A 17,436-nucleotide genomic window follows, 5' to 3' on the forward strand; every position below is an offset into this window, starting at 1 on the left:
TTTGAAAATTAATGGATAGAGTAAGCTCGGTTCCAACTCGCTTACTCACAATGATAAATCCCAGATTTTTGCGGGGAAGAGTTGCACCTCTTCCCTTGTTTATTTATGGGTTTCAGGAGTCTGTTAGGTAATTGTTTTTCTTCATGTGCTGCTGTTAAGTTAATATTAGTTGGTTGTTGTTATTTTTTACTCTTGTAGGATAGGTAAACCGTACTGCCATCAATTTTTGATTGCAACGGCACAATTTGCCTCAGGAAATTCAGGGCGGTATCCAGGCTTTCATTCTCAAGCACACCGCTTATCTGCTCCTTTTTAAGGGCCTCTTCTTCAAACACTATTTTTACGTTGTATTTGCGTTCCATTTGCCGGGCAACGTCTTCAAAATCATTATTGGCAAACATAATTTTGTGGTCTATCCAGGCATTTTCTGCATACACATCATTGCTGACAACCGGTAACGTGGCTACTTCATATTTTATCTTGGCAACAGCCGCTTTGGCCGGCTTGTTGGCGGCATATTGTACAGGGCTGTTAATAGTCAGTTTCTCGTGAGGCGATAAAATGATTTTCTTTTCAGGATCGTCGGCCAGTTCAACCTGTACTTTACCTTTCAACAAAGTGGTTTCGGTTGTTTTGTCATTGCGGTAAGCCCTAACGTTAAATACGGTACCTAAAACTTTTACGGTAAAGCCGGCGGTGTGCACCAAAAATGGCTTCTTCGGATTTTTGGTTACTTCAAAAAAGCCTTCTCCTTCTAAATTAACCTCACGCTGTCCAACCGAAAAAACCGAGGGATAAGCGAAATGACTACCCGCATTAAGCTTTACCCGGGTACCATCTGATAAAGTAACCTGCATTATTTTACCAAAAGGCACATCAATTCTTTTTGTTACAGCGGAGTTAAGTTGTTGGTTGGCTTGTTGGTTATAAAACAAAAAGCCCAGCAAACCAAGTACAGCGACAGCCGCAGCCGCGCCAATCCACCTCCAGTTAAATGACCGTACGTTGTCGGCAAAAATTTCGGGCTCTGTCCCTTCAGTGTCTTTTATTTTAACCCATAACTCATCCAGCTTACTGTTTATAGTAGTGGGCAAAACCTCGCCGTTGTTATTAAGTGTACCTGTTAAGGCGTCTGTTACCTGCTGAATTTTTTTATATCCGGGGTGTTGATTTAAAAACAGTTCAAGTTCATCCAACTCTTCCTTATTGGCCGATCCGTCCATACTTTTAGCCATCAGCTCAATAAACCTTGATTTTCCCATAATTTAGTCGATCTGATGTAAGGACACCAGTCAACCGCGATTTTCCTAAAAGAATTTGAAATAAATTTTAAGGCTGTAAAAACGGTGTGGCTATCAGGCTTAAGATGAACTCGTTTTGCAGCAATTGAAGGGCCCAATAGCCGCTTTAACGCCATACCAAAAACGTACGCAGATTGTCCGTTTTTGATACAGTGAAAAGCTTTAAATAAAATCAAAAAACACTGATAGTCATACAGTTGAAACAAAGGCATAGTATTTACGCTAATTTGGGTGATAACGTCTGTTTGTTAACTCCTAAAGCACGGCACCATGTTTAAAAACTACATCAAGATTGCCTTCCGCAATCTAAAAAAGGATAAACAGTTTACTTTTTTAAATGTGCTTGGTCTTTCGGCCGGGCTGGCTTGTACGCTGTTAATTTATTTGTGGGTACATGATGAATTGAGTTACGATAAATTTTTTGATAACGATAACCAGGTTTATCAAATTATGGAACACCGCACCGGTGGCGGCAGTCAGCAAATTACCGACGAATCATCGGGCCTGGTAAGCGATGTACTGAAAACCCAGGTACCCGAGGACGTGCAGTACGCCGCCGCCGTGGCCCCCGCCGATTGGTGGCAAAAATTCACGTTAACGGTTGGTGATAAAAACATTAAAGCCAGCGGGCAGTACGTGGGTAAAGATTACTTTAACATCTTCTCTTTTAAAATGCTGCAGGGCGAGCGCAGCAAAGTGCTGGCAGCCAAAAACAATATTGTAATATCCGACGAGCTGGCGAAAAAATTGTTTACCACGGTTGATAATGCCATAGGCAAGTCCGTCCGTTTTCAGCACGACAGGGAGTTTGCGGTTACGGGAGTATTTGAAAAATTGCCCGTACACTCGTCCCAACAATTTGATTTTGTGTTATCGTTTGATTACCTGGCCGATGTGCAGGGCTGGGTAAAAACCTGGAACAATGGCGGCCCGCATAATTTTGTGATGCTGAAAAAAGGGGTTAACCTGGCTGCATTTAACAAAAAGATATTTGCCCTTGTAAAAAAGAACAGCGGTGATACTACGCGTAGCGCCGTAGCCATGCGTTTTTCTGATAACTACCTTAAAAATACGTTTAATCATGGCGCCAGGGTGGGCGGCCGCGAAGAATATGTGAAACTGTTTTCGGTTATTGCTGTGTTTATCTTACTTATTGCCTGTATCAATTTCATGAACCTGAGTACCGCCAAGGCATCCGGCCGGATGAAAGAGGTTGGCATTAAAAAAGTAGTAGGTGCAAAACGCGGCCAGCTGATTGCCCAGTTCTTGTCCGAATCGTTGCTGATGGCCATATTTACCATGATATTGGCCATAGGTATAGCCTGGGCATTGCTGCCCCAGTTTAACCAGCTTACCGGTAAACAAATACAGCTTGGATTTACCCCGCGGCTTGTGCTGATGCTTGCAGGTATTACCCTGTTTACCGGTTTGGTATCGGGGAGTTACCCGGCGTTGTATTTATCTAAATTTAATCCGCTGGCTATTTTAAAGGGCAAGCTCAGCTCGTCATTTACCGAGTTGCTCGCCCGTAAGGGGCTGGTAGTATTTCAGTTCACCCTATCCGTGGCACTTATTGTGGCGGTGCTGGTGGTTTACCGGCAAATTCAATACATCCAGCATACCAAGCCCGGTTATAACAAAGACAACCTGATTCGCATTGACTCGGAAGGTAAACTTGCCGGTAATGAAGAAAACTTTGCCGCCGAACTGAAAAGTATTCCCGGTGTTTTAAATGCCAGCTTTACGCAGCACAATATGGTTGGGCGCAACTTTGGCACCGCCGGCCTGAGTTGGGATGGCAAACAATCAAACGGCGATGTATATTTTGAAGGCTTTTTTGGCGGTTTCAACTTTATCGAGACTATGGATATGCAAATGGCCGCCGGCCGTTCGTTTAACAAGGGTTACGGTGCCGAGGGCAACAAGGTTATACTTAACCAAACCGCCGTTAAAGCCATGCAGCTGCAAAATCCGGTAGGGCACACCATTAAGGTTTTAGGTAATACCTGCCAGGTTATCGGTGTGGTAAAAGATTATCATTTCGAATCGTTACACGAGGTGGTAAGGCCATCGTTTATCTTGCTGGCACAAGGCAATAGCCCATATTTTAAAATGATGATCAGGCTCAAAGGCGATCATCAAAAAGAAACCATTGCAAAAATTCAACAACTGTATGAATCTTATAACCCAGGGTTCCCGTTTGTGTACAGCTTTTTGGATGAAGCTTACCAGAAACAATATGAAACCGAAGTAAGGGTATCTGCACTGGCACAATATTTTTCGTTCCTGGCTATTTTAATTTCCTGCCTGGGGCTGTTTGGCCTTGTGGCCTTTACCGCGCAAAAAAGGCAAAAAGAAATAGGCATCCGCAAGGTAATTGGGGCGTCGGTAAACAGTATCATGATTATGCTTACGCAGGATTTTTTGAAGTTGGTGGCCATTGCGGTAATTATCGCCTTCCCCATATCCTGGTACGCCATGAGCCGGTGGCTGCAGGGTTTTGTTTATCGCATTGATATTGGCCCGGTAGTTTTTGCTATTGCGGCTATGTCGGTTATTATTATCACCCTGCTTACCGTAGGCTTCCAGGCTATCAAAGCCGCGTTGGCCAACCCGGTAAAAAGTTTGAGATCGGAATAGTATCGAGGTGGGTGTGGTAATTTATACCCCTGTTATGAGCACAGGAAAACCGCGCCCTATCATTTATCAATGGAGCTTAAGCCGGGTGGTATTCGTTAAAAGGAATGTACAGATGTAATTGGAGCAAATATCGCATAGCACTTTTAAACCATTAGCTAACCGCTTCCATATCGGCAAACATCAAATCGGCCATTAACAGACCTTTGTTGCCGTTAGCTGTTTCGATAGTATGGATGTATTTATAGGTGTTGCTAAACTGATCAAAACACTGGTCAACTACCTGTATGTTTAAATCAGCAAGCGAAAAATTTTCACTGTTCTGGAGGCAAAAAAATTCATTTTTTACGGGCAAAAAGTCGTCGGTATAACCCTGGTCGTGCAGGTCTATCACCCGGCTGGTTAGTGCATTATTGAGCTTTATTTTATTGTTTTTCATGATAGATCGTTTTTATAGTAAGTAGACGTAAAAAATGAGTGTTTTGTTACGTTGTATGCAACAAAAATTAAACCAAATCGATGAAAAATACATTATTAATCAATTAGTTATATTTTTTAATTTGAAATATGGATAGTTGGGTAACGATTGTTTGGCTTTCTGTACATCTGTAAAAAAAGCTGCATCTTTTTCACACAGAATGACAGGAATGTTTAAATGGCAGATGGTGAGCCGAAAACAAGTTTTAATAATTGGTCCTTAATTGATAAACTTTGCCCCTGGGGTAAGATGTTTTCCATCCTTAGAAGCTCATAAGTAAAACATCTAACCTTCCAGCTTGGGTCATTCAATTTGGAAATGAAGGCGGCGTTAATTAGTTCTTTGTTCTTAATAGATGGATTTAAAATATAGTTCGCCAATGTATTGATAGCGGCAATTTTTACTTCCACAATTTCAGTTTCTACCTCCCGCATCAATATGTCTACAATTTTTTGATTAAAGGGCAACAGATCTTTTTCGATAAAGCCAAACTCCATTAAATAACCCAATACCTTCTTAGGTTTTTTAACTTCACGTGCCTTTTCAAATATCTCCTTTAAAACATCTACGTAAAATTCGCCCCAGGTCGCGGTATCAACGGCAAGGGCCTCTAAAACAACAGGTAATGGGGACGATAACATGGAGCCAAATTGCAGTTCTTTTATCTCTTTTTTAAAACGGCGGGGATCGGCATTGGCATAGTCAAGCACGTCGGTTAACAGCCCGGCATTTTGCCCGGCAGATGTTGCTGAATCAAAAAAGTTGTTTATTCTGTCCTGAAATTTTATGTTAAACTGATTCATGTAAGTGGCGTGCCTTTTAATTTCCGATAAATATATGTTTATTGCCAATAACTACATTTAAACAAATGGAACACCCTCTTGACAACCCTGCCTGGAATGCATCTGTAACCGGCAATAAAAACCTTGCGGAAGGTACGGATACAGTTAAATGCTTTTTGCCTGATGTATCCCCTTTTGCCGGAATGATACAAAACACACCCGAAAACTTCGCTGCCCTTTATGACATTGTACAACCCAAACGCACTATAGCGGTTTTCAGCCCCGGAGGCGTCGAAATACCTGAACCCTGGAAAGTAGTAAACCCCATGAAATGCCTGCAGATGGTATATGAAAACCCTGCGCCGCCGGCTATTATCGACATTGCATTTACTCCGTTAACTGATGAGCATATACCGGCTATGCTGGCACTCACCAAACTAACAAATCCGGGTCCCTTCTTTAACCGAACCATCGATTTTGGCAACTATTTTGGCATTTTTATTGGCGGTGAATTGGTGGCTATGGCGGGGCGCAGGTTACAGCCTTTGCCCTATATGGAGGTAAGCGCTGTTTGCAACCACCCCGATCACTTAGGGAAAGGTTACGCCAGCCGGCTGATTATGCACCAGCTAAGGCTGATTAAAGCAGCAGGCGGCATCCCGTTTTTACATGTGCTGCAAAGCAACACAAATGCAATCAATGTATATCAAAAATTGGGTTTTACAACCCGTAAAGCCATGAATATCTGCGCAATAGCTAAAATTTAATCAACGTAAAACTTTTGTTAATTAAGTGTGTAAATTACAAGTAATGTGCTATGTTTGTTATTCCCGCTAATAAACCTAATACATCCAGACCATGAATATCAAAACAGGATTTGCGCTGTTAAGCTTACTTACATTGCTGCTAAAAAGCCAGTGCATTTGCGCACAGCAGCAAACCGCCACTATCAACGTAGATTTAAATGCCGAAACCGGCGAAATGTACCCGGCCTGGGCCTGGTTTGGGCACGACGAGCCCAACTACACCTACATGAAAGATGGCCGCAAACTGCTTGCCCACCTGGCCGCTTTAAGCCCCACGCCGGTACACATGCGGGTACATAACCTGCTTACCACCGGCGATGGCGAGGCCGCCCTCAAATGGGGATCGACCAATGCGTATACGGAAGATGCCAACGGCAAACCCATATACAACTGGCACCTGGTTGACAGCATATTTGATACCTATATTAAACTGGGTATGAAACCCTATGCCCAGATAGGCTTTATGCCACAGGCCCTATCTACCCACCCCGAGCCGTACCGCCACCACTGGAAACCTGGCGACGACTATAATGATATTTACACCGGCTGGGCCTATCCCCCTAAAGACTATAACAAATGGGAAGAACTGATATACCAATGGGCAAAACATTCCATTGCCCGTTATGGCAAAAAAGAAGTAGAAAGCTGGTACTGGGAAGTATGGAACGAGCCCAACATTAGCTATTGGAAAGGCACTATGCCCGAGTTTTTTAAAATGTATGATTACGCCGCCCAGGGGCTGCACAGGGCATTGCCAACAGCCAAAATTGGCGGCCCCGAAATAGCTGGCGGCTCCAGCCAGAGCGGGATGAAGTTTTTGAGGGCATTTATTGAACATTGCCTCACCGGCACCAACTATGCCACCGGCAAAACAGGCTCGCCGCTGGATGTTATCTCCTTTCATGCCAAAGGGCAGCCTACGCTGGTTAATGGCCACGTACGCATGAATATGGCCCCGCAAATGCGCGATATCCGCGAGGGTTTTAAAATAGTAGCGTCGTACCCGCAAACCAAAAACATCCCCATCGTTATCGGCGAATCTGACCCGGAAGGCTGCGCGGCATGCGGTATGGCCACCAACCCATCCAACGCATACCGCAACGGCACCATGTATTCCAGCTATACGGCAGCATCCTTTGCACGCAAATACTTACTGGCCGACTCGTTGGGCGTTAACTTTATGGGGGCGGTATCCTGGTCGTTTGAGTTTGAAAACCAGCCCTGGTTTTATGGGTTTAGGGATTTGGCTACCAACGGGGTTGATAAGCCGGTACTTAACGTGTTCCGGATGTTTGGGATGATGCAGGGCAAACGGCTTAAGGTTAATGCCAGCCAAATGCACCCGCTTACCGCCGTTATCGACTCGGGCCTGAGGGGAGCCAACACCGATATTGGCGCGCTGGCCGCCAAAGGCAAAAAACAGGCAACCGTAATGGTATGGAATTACCACGACGATGATATCCACGCTGCAGGGCAACCCGTAGCAATAACGCTCAGCAACCTGCCCGCACGCACCGCAACCCTTGTACAATACCAAATTGATAACCAGCACAGTAACTCCTACGAGGTATGGAAAAAAATGGGATCGCCGCAAAGCCCTACGCCCGACCAGGTGAAACAACTGGAGCAGGCCGGGCAACTGCAAACCCTTGGCAAACCCCTAAAATTGCAGGTTAAAGCCGGGCTTTTAAATACCACAATCACCCTGCCCCGGCAAGGTGTAGCACTGTTGAAGTTAACCTGGTAGTTCTGAGTCTGAAGTCTTGAGTCCTAAGTCTGAAGTCCAAAGTTCTAAGTCGAAAAAGAGCCTTCCAGGTTTAGGACTTAGGACTCAAGACTTAGAACTTCAATTAACCGCGCCGTATATAAACCAGCCGTTCAATAGCAGGTAAACCGCCAGCAGCACTTGTGCACATATAAAATCAAAGCGTTTGGCTTTGGCTTCCTGTTCTTTTTTAATCAGCCGCAACGAGTACGCGGTGCATATCATAATGCAGAGTATAAAAAACAGCGTTGTGGCATGCAGCGTATCCACCAGCGTAAAGGTAGTCGACTCGGGCAGCGACGAATCGATGATGTATTTGTTACCAATTACCGCAAACAGTGCGCCCACACTCAGCCCAAACCGCGAGTCGATGCTATCGGTGTGGATATAAAAACACATATACGCTATCAGGAAGGCCACATACATGCCCAGGAACATCTTCCAGAACAGGCCCATCGCGTCGCGGGCAATTTTTAGGGTTACCTTAAAGTTGCTGTATTCGGTATGGGGTTTGGCCAGGGTGGTATCGCCAAAGCCGGTTTCGTATTTTTTGGTGCCGGCAGCTATGCCCAGGCTGTCAACACGCCAGCCGCGCAGGGTAAAACGGGGGTCGAAATGTTTGCCCAGCGTGTCGGGCACAAACACCAGCGAGTGCGAATCAAACTGCGAATTCTCTATCGAGAAGCGCAATTTTTGCTTATCAAAGGGGAAATTATTAATGGCCCAGGTGTCTTTCATTACACATTGCAGCTTCATGAGCAGGTACACCTTGGTACCCGAAGAATCGATGGTAGAAAACGATTTAGTAACCGTTTTGGCTTGTGGCACTTCCAGGTTTTGCACAAAATCAAACTTGCGGTTTTTGTACTTCAGCCATAGCCAAAGGTCAATGGTATATTCCTTATCCTTAAAATTAATATCGTGGATACTGGTAATATACACCCCCGTTTTCACCGTATCGGCAGGGGGCTCTGCCGCCCGGACAGCAGCCGATGCCAGCAGAAGCATCAGCGCCAAAATAAGTTTGTTTTTCAATGGCAATAGTTAAAATGGTTGTCGTGCTAATATAACAAAATAGCCGGGCAATACCGGCGGTGGCTTCAAAAACGCAAAAATTGTCATGAATTTAAAATTCAACAATTTATATCCAAAAAGAGGATAAAAATTATATAATAATGCTGCAAAAAAGCACACAAAAGCATCAAAAACACACAACAAATGTTATACAAATAGTATACAAATTCACACAGGTAATTTTCTTAAAAAATGGCTCGTTTTTAGCAGATTATTAATTGTTATTTTCACACTTAAACAGGAGAAAAGCCCAAAATAGTGATACTTTTCACCCAACGTTTTGCAGAAAACTCCGGTATTTATTAGTTAGGTTTTCTTGTTTCTTTCGTTATTAAACATATCCATAAAACCGCAAACTTTATTTACTTTTAGTTTATGAACATCCGGCAGCGAAATTATAGTCATCTTAAAAACGTAATTTTTTCTTTACTGATCCTGGCAGCAACTAACGCGAGAGCTCAAACCGATAACAGTCTCTCCTCACGGTTGGGGGTGTTTGCCGGGCCTGGTGTAGCCATAGGGGTACATTCGGGCAATTACCTCTTTGGAGGTATAATAGGGGTAAAATTTGAGCACCCCATCAAATCATCCTCCATGAGCCTGATCGGGTCGGTTGCCTATAATTTTTTTGTTTCAAATGAAAGCATATCTTTTGGCCCTTTTGGGGATGGTACAAGCGAGACTTCAGTAGCTTCGTTTATACCTGTAAAAATAGGGGCACGACTATACGCAGGAAAGCTTTATGTTGAGGCTGAGGTCGGTACCTCTTTTAATATAAATTCTAACACGGTTAAATATACCAACCACGCTCTTGCTGTAGTGGTATCGCCTGCTATAGGGTATGCTTTTAGGCTGGGTCGTGAAAAGAAAAAGGGTTTAGACCTTGCCCTTACTTACCAAATACGCATGGAGCCGCGTGCGCAGTATGAGTATAACTTATATGGTAATTACAGCCAGTTTATAATAACTTTAGCATATAAATGGGCTTTGTAACAGTATCCAAATTTATGATTGCGCAGTTAGCGTATATAATCACTTCCTTTAAACAAATACCGATCATTGTGCAGGTGAGTCAACTCTCAAACCTTTGCTCAACACCGGCACTAAACCGTATTAGCAACCTAATGGCGTAGGAGTTCCTCGTCTGCCCCGCTGAAGTTAAACGCCACGCACGGATCCATTTGGCACGCTTCTTAGCAACGATCCTAAAAAGCGCTTTCTATTGCAGTTTTTACTTTTTTTGCAAATTGCTCGGCTTCATCTTCGGTAACGATAGTTACCTTAACCTCGCTGCCTTTTTGAGATAGGGTATCTTTGATAAAATTGTTCAAATGCTCATTTGATTTAGGGGATGTTGTCAAAAAAAACAGGTTCATTTTTTGGTTGGCCAATTGCAGTTCCTTAATAATGCCCGACCATTTGTAAACCTTATTTTTAATGGCATCGTCTTTTTTTAAATCAAAGGACAGGCTTTGGTAGCAGTTCCAAACACCGTTTTTCCACGATTTATCAAACTTAATCTCGTCATTGGGGGTTTTAATAGTATGGTCTTTTAACCTTGGTGTAATACCGTACCTATCGAAATGGAATTTGTATACTTTGGCCCAGGCATAGGCATCTGTATGTGCTTCTTTATTTTTTTCGGGGCTGTATTTATCTACCAGCCTTTCAAACAGATCGTCGAGGGCGCTGTCTAAATCAAGGTCTAAGCCTTTTTTTACTTCGGTCAATTTTAATGCGCTGTCGTCGTTTAACACAACCTTGCCCGTAATTATACTTAAACCGGGCTTTTCCTTTTCCAGTAAAAACTCACTTGAGTTAAAAAACGCGAAGTCGTCATTAATACTTTCCACCTCTTTTTGAAAATGCTTTAAGGTACTTAGTAAATAGTACCCGTTAATTTCTTCAAAAAAGGTAGATATCCTACTAAACTTATTGAGCACCCTTGCTTTTAAAATTTTGCTTTGCGGCTCAAAAATGACAATACCAACATTCACAAACTCGCCCGAAGCCTGGTCATGCACATATCTTAAAATTTGATATTCGTATTTTATCATAAAAGTATCCGATTTAATTCGCTTGAAAACAAATCAGCTTCATTAATCAAAGTAGTTAAATATGCCTTAATGGTATAAAACTGCTTGCCCCATGATTGAGTATCAGCTTTATTGTTGTCTTAAAGTTACAATTTTATTCACGTCCGAAATAAAAGCGTTCGATATTTGTAAATCAAATTGCCCCCCTCGCTACCAGGCTGTCAATAATTTACATTAACTTGGCTTTGGATACCTAAACAAAATGAAGCCATACCAAATCACAATTGTTTACCTGTTATTTACATTAATTGCCTGCAAACCCGGCGCTCATAAATTGCCCGACAGTGCCTTTAAAAAAACGTTGACCACGAAACAAATACCCGGATTAAAATACAGCATTGGGTTGCCGGGTGGTTATATCATTAAAAAAAGTAAGGGTCCCGATTTTTCGGTTTATTACTTTTATCCTGCAGATACTACCAACACAACAGGGTTTGAGGGCGGCTTTTATATGGGTAACAGCCCCGCCATGTTCCCTGCCGCAAATGACAGTTGTAAAGAGCAGAAAACCAAGGCTTACTTGTTTGGCAACAATGAGAATTGGACGCTTAATGATTGTAACGGTAAATACCAGGTTCAACTAATTACCAACAGTAACAGCGGCACCGACTGGCCTGCATACATTCACGCCTTTGGCAACTGCAAATCAAAGGCCGAGCTGGATAAATTACTGGAGGTATATGCTACGTTACAAAAAACAGATTAACCCATCGCTACCGTAAGTATTTCCCGCTGCCGTCCCGGTAATACCGGGGGGGGGGTCCCCCATCCAAATCACAATATTTTAGTAACCCACGAAAGCCAAACGCTACCCCAACTTCCGCATGAGGGATTGAAGTGGGTACCGGCCTGTGGCTAATGCCTTGCGCAGTATGAACGGAAAGCCCGGCCCCCGCTTCTACCGGCGGGGGACATGCCCATTTTAGTATCAAGTAGTAAGTAGCAAGACTTTTTTGGCTTCGCTATAGGGTCGGGGAGCTTTTGTCCCCTCGGGGTCCTTGCGCTTCTTTCCTCAACCCTTTTTGCGGCCTCAGCCGGAGAGAGGTGGCCCGGCGCAGCGCCGGCCGGGTGAGTCTTCGCCGGCGTTCCCTTTGTAACAAAACTTTAACCTAATTTAACTATTATAAGTTTGGTGGTTTGCGTTTGCTTTCTTTATTTTATGAAATTAATGCTGACATTGTTATACTCATCCAAAACCGGTAAGCTATTGCTGCTTACATGCTTTTTAGTTTTCGTGTTTCCCGCGGTAATTTGCGCGCAAAATCTTTTTTTGCAAAAGATTGAGTTGTGCAGCGCCGAAAATTACTGTATCGACTGCGGCAGCCCCAAAGCTACCTGCAGCCAGTTTACGCTCGACCAGCTGTGCGATCGTATTAACCGCAAATATTCGTTTAAAGATGCCAATGGCTCGCTCACTTTCCAGGTACTGGTTGAGCCGTCGGGCTTTAGCTGCGTGCTAAGCCATACCGATGTAACCAATAGTCCGCTTACGGCCGATATCATCCGCCTGCTAAACGGCAGCCTGTGGAAAGCAGCTGTTGACCATGGCAAACGTGTGGCATCGTCGGTAAATGTGCAGTTTAAGATAGCTTTTGGCCGTATTTCGGCCCAGATGCTGCGGATGGACCTGGAGCAGATGAAGCCAGCAGGCCCGCCAACTATTTACAATACCAGTACCCGGTATACCAACCCCTCGCTCAACAGCTACGAATTTACAAAGTGGACGCGCTACGATTCGCCGCTGCCCGATAACGTGAGCCAATCAAGCGCGGTTGATGCCACCGACGTGCTTTGGTACGCCACCGCCCACGGCCTTACCCGTTTTGATGGTACTACCTTTAACCCGGTTAACGAATACAACTCGCCCTTTACATCCGAAACGGCTGTGCAGGAAATTACTGTTGATAAGGAGAACGCCAAATGGGCATATATTGATAACGGCATATACAAATGCACCGATGCCGGCTGGCAGGTGTACGATTTTAAAAAGTTTATAAAAAGCCCGGTCACCAGTATTATAAAAAGCCGCAACGGCGAACTGCTGTTTACCACCAAAGATGGCATGGTGGTGGTACGTAAAGATAAAGTGGTGGTGCTTAACAAAAAAACCATCCCGCTGCTGCCCTCAAGCAACGTAACTTTTGCTTATGTGGATAACCGCAAACGCCTGTGGATTGGTACATCAAAGGGCACCATCCTCATCGAGAAAGACCTGCTGCCAACCACCTTTACCACATCTGATTCGCCGTTGAAAAACGCCAGCATATCGGGCGCCGCCGAAGATGAGCAGGGCAACCTCTATTTCTCGCTAATAAGCACCGCCAAAGCCGCTGCCGACGATGATAACGAAGGTATAGCGGTACTACGCCCCGATGGCACGTGGCTGCACTTAACCGACAAAAACTCGGGCATGCCATCAAACCACGTAACCAGCATTATGTACGATAAGTTTGAACACGTACTATGGCTGGGCACCGATCAATCGGGCCTGGTGCGGTACGATTTAAAAAACAGCTGGGAAAACTACAACAACGCCAACTCGCCCGCCCCCGGCTTTAAAATTTACCAGGTGGTGCAGGATTCCAAAGGAGTTATTTATGTTACCACGGCCAATGGCTTGCTGAGGATAAGGAAAAGAGGAACGTTTTAGGGTTAGATTTGAGATATGAGACCTGAGATTTGAGATAGAATTGGCCGGCGGGAACGCTGGTTAATACTCACCCGGCGAGGCTACGCCCGCCACCCTCTCTCTCGGCTTCGCCGGAAAGAGGGGCTTGAAAAGGGTTTATAGGTGTTCGGATAGATATTATTAGATATTCAATCGTTTTCAAGCCCCTCTTTCCAACGAAGGTGAGAGAGAGGGTGCCCCAGCGCAGCGTCGGGCGGGTGAGTCTTCGCCGCCAACCCTACTCACTACTTACTACTTACTACTTACTACTTACTACTTACTACTTACTACTTACTACTTACTACTTACTACTTACTACTTACTACCCCCCTCAACCTCACCTCATCCGCCACAATCCGCTCCACCATAATACTGCGTGTACCGGTGGTATTTTCGTCAAAAGCATTTACATCTATGGCGCCGTAATTGTTAAGGGCGTCAACAGCCTCCTGGGCCAGCCTGGCCGATGGGGCGTGCACCGTTACAATGGTGCCGTTGCGGCCTGCCGTGGCATGGGCTTCGGCCTCGCGTTGGTTATCAAACAGGTGGTTAAAAAACGCGGCAATACGGTCAATGGTGCCGGGCTCGTGCACTTCATGGCCTGCCAGGGCTTTGTGGGTGTGCTGGTCTAAACTATCGGCGTCAAACTCGTTGGCCAACAGGTACTCGCACACATCGTCGGCAAGGTTAACATCTTCAAAAATGCCTATTACTGTAATCATAAGTTAGTAATAGGTGGTAGGGGTAAATTGTTTGCTGGGTTGAGTCGGAAAGTCCAGAAAGTCCGGAAGTCCGGAAGTCCGGAAAGTCGGAAAGTTAAAAAGCATCCATTACACAAATAATTCAAAAGTCTCAAATCTCATATCTAACATCTCATATCTAAATATGGGCGTTTCCCGCTGGTAGAAGCGGGCCGGGCTTTCCCCTCATACGCGCACAGGGCCTTAGCCACGGCCAACACTTATGCCCCGCGCGGCCGGTATCCGGTACAATCCCTAACGCTGAGGTTGGGGCGAAGATGTTGGATTTGCTCCCCCCGGTGATTTTTTGTTATCAGTAGGCCAACAGGTTTTCTTTTTCTATTTTAGGATCGGCCCTTATGGGGTGTATTTTATGGCGAAAATAAAAAATGCGCTTTCTTATTACACAGAAATCAACGACTTCCTGGCCTCTATCCCATGGCCGGGCCGAACAACCGATCCGGATTTTTACTGCCTGAGGCTAAAGCCGCTCGATCAGGACCTGCAGATATACCGCCCACCTTTTAAACGTTCATTTTATTTTTTTGCCTTACTATTCAATTCCGGCAAAATCGAGGTTAACTACGGCGATCAAACCATTCACGATCCTGACTCTTATCTTGTTTTTCATTCGCCCAATCTTGTATATAGCTTTGCACATAACAATGCCCTGGAGGGTTATGTAATTTATTTTAAGCCCAAATGCTTCTCCTTTTTTAAACCAGACTTTCATCAGCAATTCCCCCTTTTTAATGTATTACATACCAATCTGTTTAAGTTTGACCATGACACATTTAAACGGTTAGCGCCACATTTTGAAACTGTATTTACCAGCTATGAAAGGTCGGCCAAAGCACAGCATATCGAAGCCAGAATAAAATTACTTGGCCTGCTGTATTACCTGGAAGATTTTGCATTGGAAAAGAAAGCGGATATCCCGATGGCTACAGCGCAGCAAATTCTGTTGCGTAAATTTATGCAGTTAATTGATAATCATTATATCAATAAGCGCACCGTGCAGGAATACGCAGATCTGCTTTCGGTTACTGCTAATTACCTCTCCCAATCCATCAAACAGGTTTCGGGCAAAAACGCGCTTGCTTTTATTGCCGAACGCCTGGCCGGCGAAGCCCGATCACTCCTACAATACACCGATTTTACGGTAGCCGAGATTGCCTATCAACTCAACTTTTCGGACCCGGCAAACTTTGGCAAATTCTTTAAAAAGCATGTAGGTTTATCGCCTTCGGAGTTCCGGAACCAGCGCAGGTAATTAAATTGACCTGTTTATCCAAGTTTTCGACCAAATCTTCTGCGTAAGTTTAAGTTTTTTTGTCACCGTAAATTAAATAACATTATGAACTACAACCCTGCTGTGGATGCTTATATAGATAAGTCGGAAGATTTTGCAAAACCTATTCTTGAGCACTGGCGCCGCCTTATTCATGAACATTGCCCTGATGCCGAAGAGGCGATAAAATGGAGCCTGCCCCATTTTGAGTACAACGGTGATAACATGTGTGTAGTGGCATCCTATAAAAATCATTGCTCTTTTACATTCCTGAAGGCCGAACTGATGACCGACCCACGTTTGAAGGCAAGTAAGGACCTTAAACCAATTCAACGATTTTTAGGCAAGATCAGCCAAATAAGCGCCCTGCCGCCCGACGATGAATTTATAGCCATGCTTAAAGAAGCCATGCAGTTAAACGAAATGGGCGTCAAGATAAAAAGAGACAAGCCCGAAGCTGATAAACCCAAGGTACTGATAACGCCCGATTATTTGCTGGCTGCATTAGTAGCTAACCCCAAAGCAAAGGAAGTTTTTGAAAGCAAATCCAACTCTTTCCGCAAGGAATATATTATTTGGATTACCGATGCCAAAACCGACGAAACACGACAAAAAAGAATAAATGAAGCTTTAGAATGGATAGCCGAAGGAAAAGGCAGGTTTTGGAAACACCAAAAATAGAAGAGTTCTTGTCCATATTTTGAAGCTATCTTATTTGTAATTCATAACCGTTTGTTTAATAGGTTTTAGCTTATATCTATCACCTATTTTTAACATTTTATACTCAACATCGATAGTATAACCTAAGTCGGCTGTGGTGTCGTTTCGATAAATTATGCCGTCAAATATCCTATCGGTTTCTTCTATCCTTATCCCATAATTTTTATTTAGATAATATCCTTCAGGCACTTTAGCCGGGAATCGCAATGGGAGTTCATTAACCCGATCCAGCCTAACCGGAGATAAGCTTAATGAATACATTTCACCATAAACATCGCCATGCGAATCGCCCGAAGCTATGTATATAAATGGATGGCTTAAGAAATATTTTATTGACACCTCGTCTAAATAATTTTCCCCGATTTCTGTGGATAATAGCGTGGTTCTTGACTTTCCTTTTTTTGCATACAATACGATACTGTCAACTCCATGTTGCGGATCCTGGTAAGGATAATATAAGTCGTATTCAATATCATATCCATTTATCTTTTTTACAAAAATGTTCTTTTTAACATTGATCTGTGTTTTATGCGATTTGCCGACAAGAGGTTTCTGCTGAAATTTGTGAATTTCATGAACTTTATGAGGATGAAAAGAAACGGCAAATGCAATGGCAATGCAAGCATTATTGTAAAAAAAGTTACTCATGGTCTGAGTGTTATTTTATTATACAACCTGCTTACCCTTGGTAAAAATAACAAATTATTATGTTCATTATCTAAGGCCTTGGATTTCAAAACAGATTGATAGATTTCTTTATTAAGTTGCAACAGCAAACGCTATCTTTCACTAACATTGATGGGAACATCATAAAAATGAAGTTTGTAAATACCAAACTCTGTTATTATGCCAGGAATATATGCACCGAAATTCCTTGAAGCTATCGCATAAACCTGGTTGTTTTGTTCGTACAAAAAATACCTTGGTCTCACCAATTTTACTTCCCCAAAAGGTGGTGTCTGAAATTTCACGAATCCGTAATCATAACATGCTGCCTTTTATTTTGCCCGAATGAGTTGTTAGCAGGCACGTAGCCCATTAAAAAAACGAAGCTAATACCAGCGTAATTTTCAAATAC

At 43.7% G+C, this 17,436-nt stretch carries 15 protein-coding genes; 8 read left to right on the forward strand and 7 right to left on the reverse strand.

The window, feature by feature from the left end; genetic code table 11:
• Nucleotides 1–179 precede the first annotated feature (179 nt).
• Nucleotides 180–1,262: a FecR family protein gene (locus AC1RM2_RS11950; RefSeq protein WP_492985308.1), complete on the reverse strand. Its 1,083-nt coding sequence runs from the start codon at nucleotides 1,260–1,262 to the stop codon at nucleotides 180–182.
• Nucleotides 1,263–1,571: 309 nt separating this feature from the next.
• Here AC1RM2_RS11950 and AC1RM2_RS11955 point away from each other — a divergent pair, with 309 nt between their 5' ends.
• Nucleotides 1,572–3,941: an ABC transporter permease gene (locus tag AC1RM2_RS11955; RefSeq protein ID WP_492985309.1), complete on the forward strand. Its 2,370-nt coding sequence runs from the start codon at nucleotides 1,572–1,574 to the stop codon at nucleotides 3,939–3,941.
• Nucleotides 3,942–4,092: 151 nt separating this feature from the next.
• Here AC1RM2_RS11955 and AC1RM2_RS11960 read toward each other — a convergent pair whose 3' ends face one another.
• Nucleotides 4,093–4,377, reverse strand: a complete 285-nt coding sequence (locus AC1RM2_RS11960) for a hypothetical protein (RefSeq protein ID WP_492985310.1) — start codon at nucleotides 4,375–4,377, stop codon at nucleotides 4,093–4,095.
• 212 nt (nucleotides 4,378–4,589) lie between these two features.
• Complete coding sequence (locus AC1RM2_RS11965; RefSeq protein WP_492985311.1) at nucleotides 4,590–5,219, reverse strand: hypothetical protein; 630 nt, start codon at nucleotides 5,217–5,219, stop codon at nucleotides 4,590–4,592.
• A 65-nt stretch (nucleotides 5,220–5,284) separates the two neighbouring features.
• Between AC1RM2_RS11965 and AC1RM2_RS11970 the strand changes: the two genes are divergently transcribed.
• Both AC1RM2_RS11970 and AC1RM2_RS11975 read left to right on the forward strand, forming a co-directional pair.
• Nucleotides 5,285–5,965 (forward strand): GNAT family N-acetyltransferase, encoded by a 681-nt coding sequence (locus AC1RM2_RS11970; RefSeq protein ID WP_492985312.1) that lies wholly within the window; start codon nucleotides 5,285–5,287, stop codon nucleotides 5,963–5,965.
• Between the two features lie 91 nt (nucleotides 5,966–6,056).
• Entirely contained in the window at nucleotides 6,057–7,751 is a 1,695-nt protein-coding gene (locus tag AC1RM2_RS11975) for a GH39 family glycosyl hydrolase (protein ID WP_492985313.1), read from the forward strand.
• Between the two features lie 99 nt (nucleotides 7,752–7,850).
• Here AC1RM2_RS11975 and AC1RM2_RS11980 read toward each other — a convergent pair whose 3' ends face one another.
• Nucleotides 7,851–8,804, reverse strand: a complete 954-nt coding sequence (locus AC1RM2_RS11980; RefSeq protein ID WP_492985314.1) for a ligand-gated ion channel — start codon at nucleotides 8,802–8,804, stop codon at nucleotides 7,851–7,853.
• A gap of 414 nt (nucleotides 8,805–9,218) precedes the next feature.
• Between AC1RM2_RS11980 and AC1RM2_RS11985 the strand changes: the two genes are divergently transcribed.
• Complete coding sequence (locus tag AC1RM2_RS11985) at nucleotides 9,219–9,836, forward strand: hypothetical protein (protein WP_492985315.1); 618 nt, start codon at nucleotides 9,219–9,221, stop codon at nucleotides 9,834–9,836.
• Between the two features lie 212 nt (nucleotides 9,837–10,048).
• On the opposite strand, the gene AC1RM2_RS11990 is transcribed toward AC1RM2_RS11985, so the two are convergent.
• Complete coding sequence (locus AC1RM2_RS11990; RefSeq protein WP_492985316.1) at nucleotides 10,049–10,900, reverse strand: DUF3037 domain-containing protein; 852 nt, start codon at nucleotides 10,898–10,900, stop codon at nucleotides 10,049–10,051.
• Nucleotides 10,901–11,141: 241 nt separating this feature from the next.
• On the opposite strand from AC1RM2_RS11990, the gene AC1RM2_RS11995 reads away from it, so the two are divergent.
• Nucleotides 11,142–11,645 carry a hypothetical protein gene (locus AC1RM2_RS11995; RefSeq protein ID WP_492985317.1) on the forward strand — a complete coding sequence of 168 codons (504 nt, stop codon included), beginning with the start codon at nucleotides 11,142–11,144 and terminating at the stop codon, nucleotides 11,643–11,645.
• A 453-nt stretch (nucleotides 11,646–12,098) separates the two neighbouring features.
• A complete protein-coding gene (locus AC1RM2_RS12000; protein WP_492985318.1) occupies nucleotides 12,099–13,589 on the forward strand; it encodes a ligand-binding sensor domain-containing protein in 1,491 nt (496 codons plus the stop codon).
• 326 nt (nucleotides 13,590–13,915) lie between these two features.
• On the opposite strand, the gene AC1RM2_RS12005 is transcribed toward AC1RM2_RS12000, so the two are convergent.
• Complete coding sequence (locus AC1RM2_RS12005) at nucleotides 13,916–14,329, reverse strand: hypothetical protein (RefSeq protein ID WP_492985319.1); 414 nt, start codon at nucleotides 14,327–14,329, stop codon at nucleotides 13,916–13,918.
• Between the two features lie 391 nt (nucleotides 14,330–14,720).
• Between AC1RM2_RS12005 and AC1RM2_RS12010 the strand changes: the two genes are divergently transcribed.
• Nucleotides 14,721–15,620: a helix-turn-helix domain-containing protein gene (locus AC1RM2_RS12010; protein WP_492985320.1), complete on the forward strand. Its 900-nt coding sequence runs from the start codon at nucleotides 14,721–14,723 to the stop codon at nucleotides 15,618–15,620.
• A gap of 84 nt (nucleotides 15,621–15,704) precedes the next feature.
• On the forward strand, nucleotides 15,705–16,319 hold the full coding sequence (locus AC1RM2_RS12015) for a YdeI/OmpD-associated family protein (protein WP_492985321.1): 615 nt from the start codon (nucleotides 15,705–15,707) through the stop codon (nucleotides 16,317–16,319).
• Nucleotides 16,320–16,349: 30 nt separating this feature from the next.
• Here the strand turns inward: AC1RM2_RS12015 and AC1RM2_RS12020 are convergent, their stop codons facing one another.
• Nucleotides 16,350–17,006 (reverse strand): hypothetical protein, encoded by a 657-nt coding sequence (locus tag AC1RM2_RS12020; protein ID WP_492985322.1) that lies wholly within the window; start codon nucleotides 17,004–17,006, stop codon nucleotides 16,350–16,352.
• Between the last annotated feature and the right edge of the window lie 430 nt (nucleotides 17,007–17,436).

It is taken from the genome of Mucilaginibacter sp. GW822-FHT03E02 (genome assembly GCF_058801545.1).

Coding starts and splice junctions, on each gene's coding strand:
- AC1RM2_RS11995 (WP_492985317.1), top strand. CDS start 11,142: ATGAAGCCATACCAAATCACAATTGTTTACCTGTTATTTACATTAATT.
- AC1RM2_RS11950 (WP_492985308.1), bottom strand. CDS start 1,262: ATGGGAAAATCAAGGTTTATTGAGCTGATGGCTAAAAGTATGGACGGA.
- AC1RM2_RS11965 (WP_492985311.1), bottom strand. CDS start 5,219: ATGAATCAGTTTAACATAAAATTTCAGGACAGAATAAACAACTTTTTT.
- AC1RM2_RS11990 (WP_492985316.1), bottom strand. CDS start 10,900: ATGATAAAATACGAATATCAAATTTTAAGATATGTGCATGACCAGGCT.
- AC1RM2_RS11970 (WP_492985312.1), top strand. CDS start 5,285: ATGGAACACCCTCTTGACAACCCTGCCTGGAATGCATCTGTAACCGGC.
- AC1RM2_RS11955 (WP_492985309.1), top strand. CDS start 1,572: ATGTTTAAAAACTACATCAAGATTGCCTTCCGCAATCTAAAAAAGGAT.
- AC1RM2_RS11975 (WP_492985313.1), top strand. CDS start 6,057: ATGAATATCAAAACAGGATTTGCGCTGTTAAGCTTACTTACATTGCTG.
- AC1RM2_RS12000 (WP_492985318.1), top strand. CDS start 12,099: ATGAAATTAATGCTGACATTGTTATACTCATCCAAAACCGGTAAGCTA.
- AC1RM2_RS12010 (WP_492985320.1), top strand. CDS start 14,721: ATGGCGAAAATAAAAAATGCGCTTTCTTATTACACAGAAATCAACGAC.
- AC1RM2_RS11985 (WP_492985315.1), top strand. CDS start 9,219: ATGAACATCCGGCAGCGAAATTATAGTCATCTTAAAAACGTAATTTTT.
- AC1RM2_RS12015 (WP_492985321.1), top strand. CDS start 15,705: ATGAACTACAACCCTGCTGTGGATGCTTATATAGATAAGTCGGAAGAT.
- AC1RM2_RS11960 (WP_492985310.1), bottom strand. CDS start 4,377: ATGAAAAACAATAAAATAAAGCTCAATAATGCACTAACCAGCCGGGTG.
- AC1RM2_RS12020 (WP_492985322.1), bottom strand. CDS start 17,006: ATGAGTAACTTTTTTTACAATAATGCTTGCATTGCCATTGCATTTGCC.
- AC1RM2_RS12005 (WP_492985319.1), bottom strand. CDS start 14,329: ATGATTACAGTAATAGGCATTTTTGAAGATGTTAACCTTGCCGACGAT.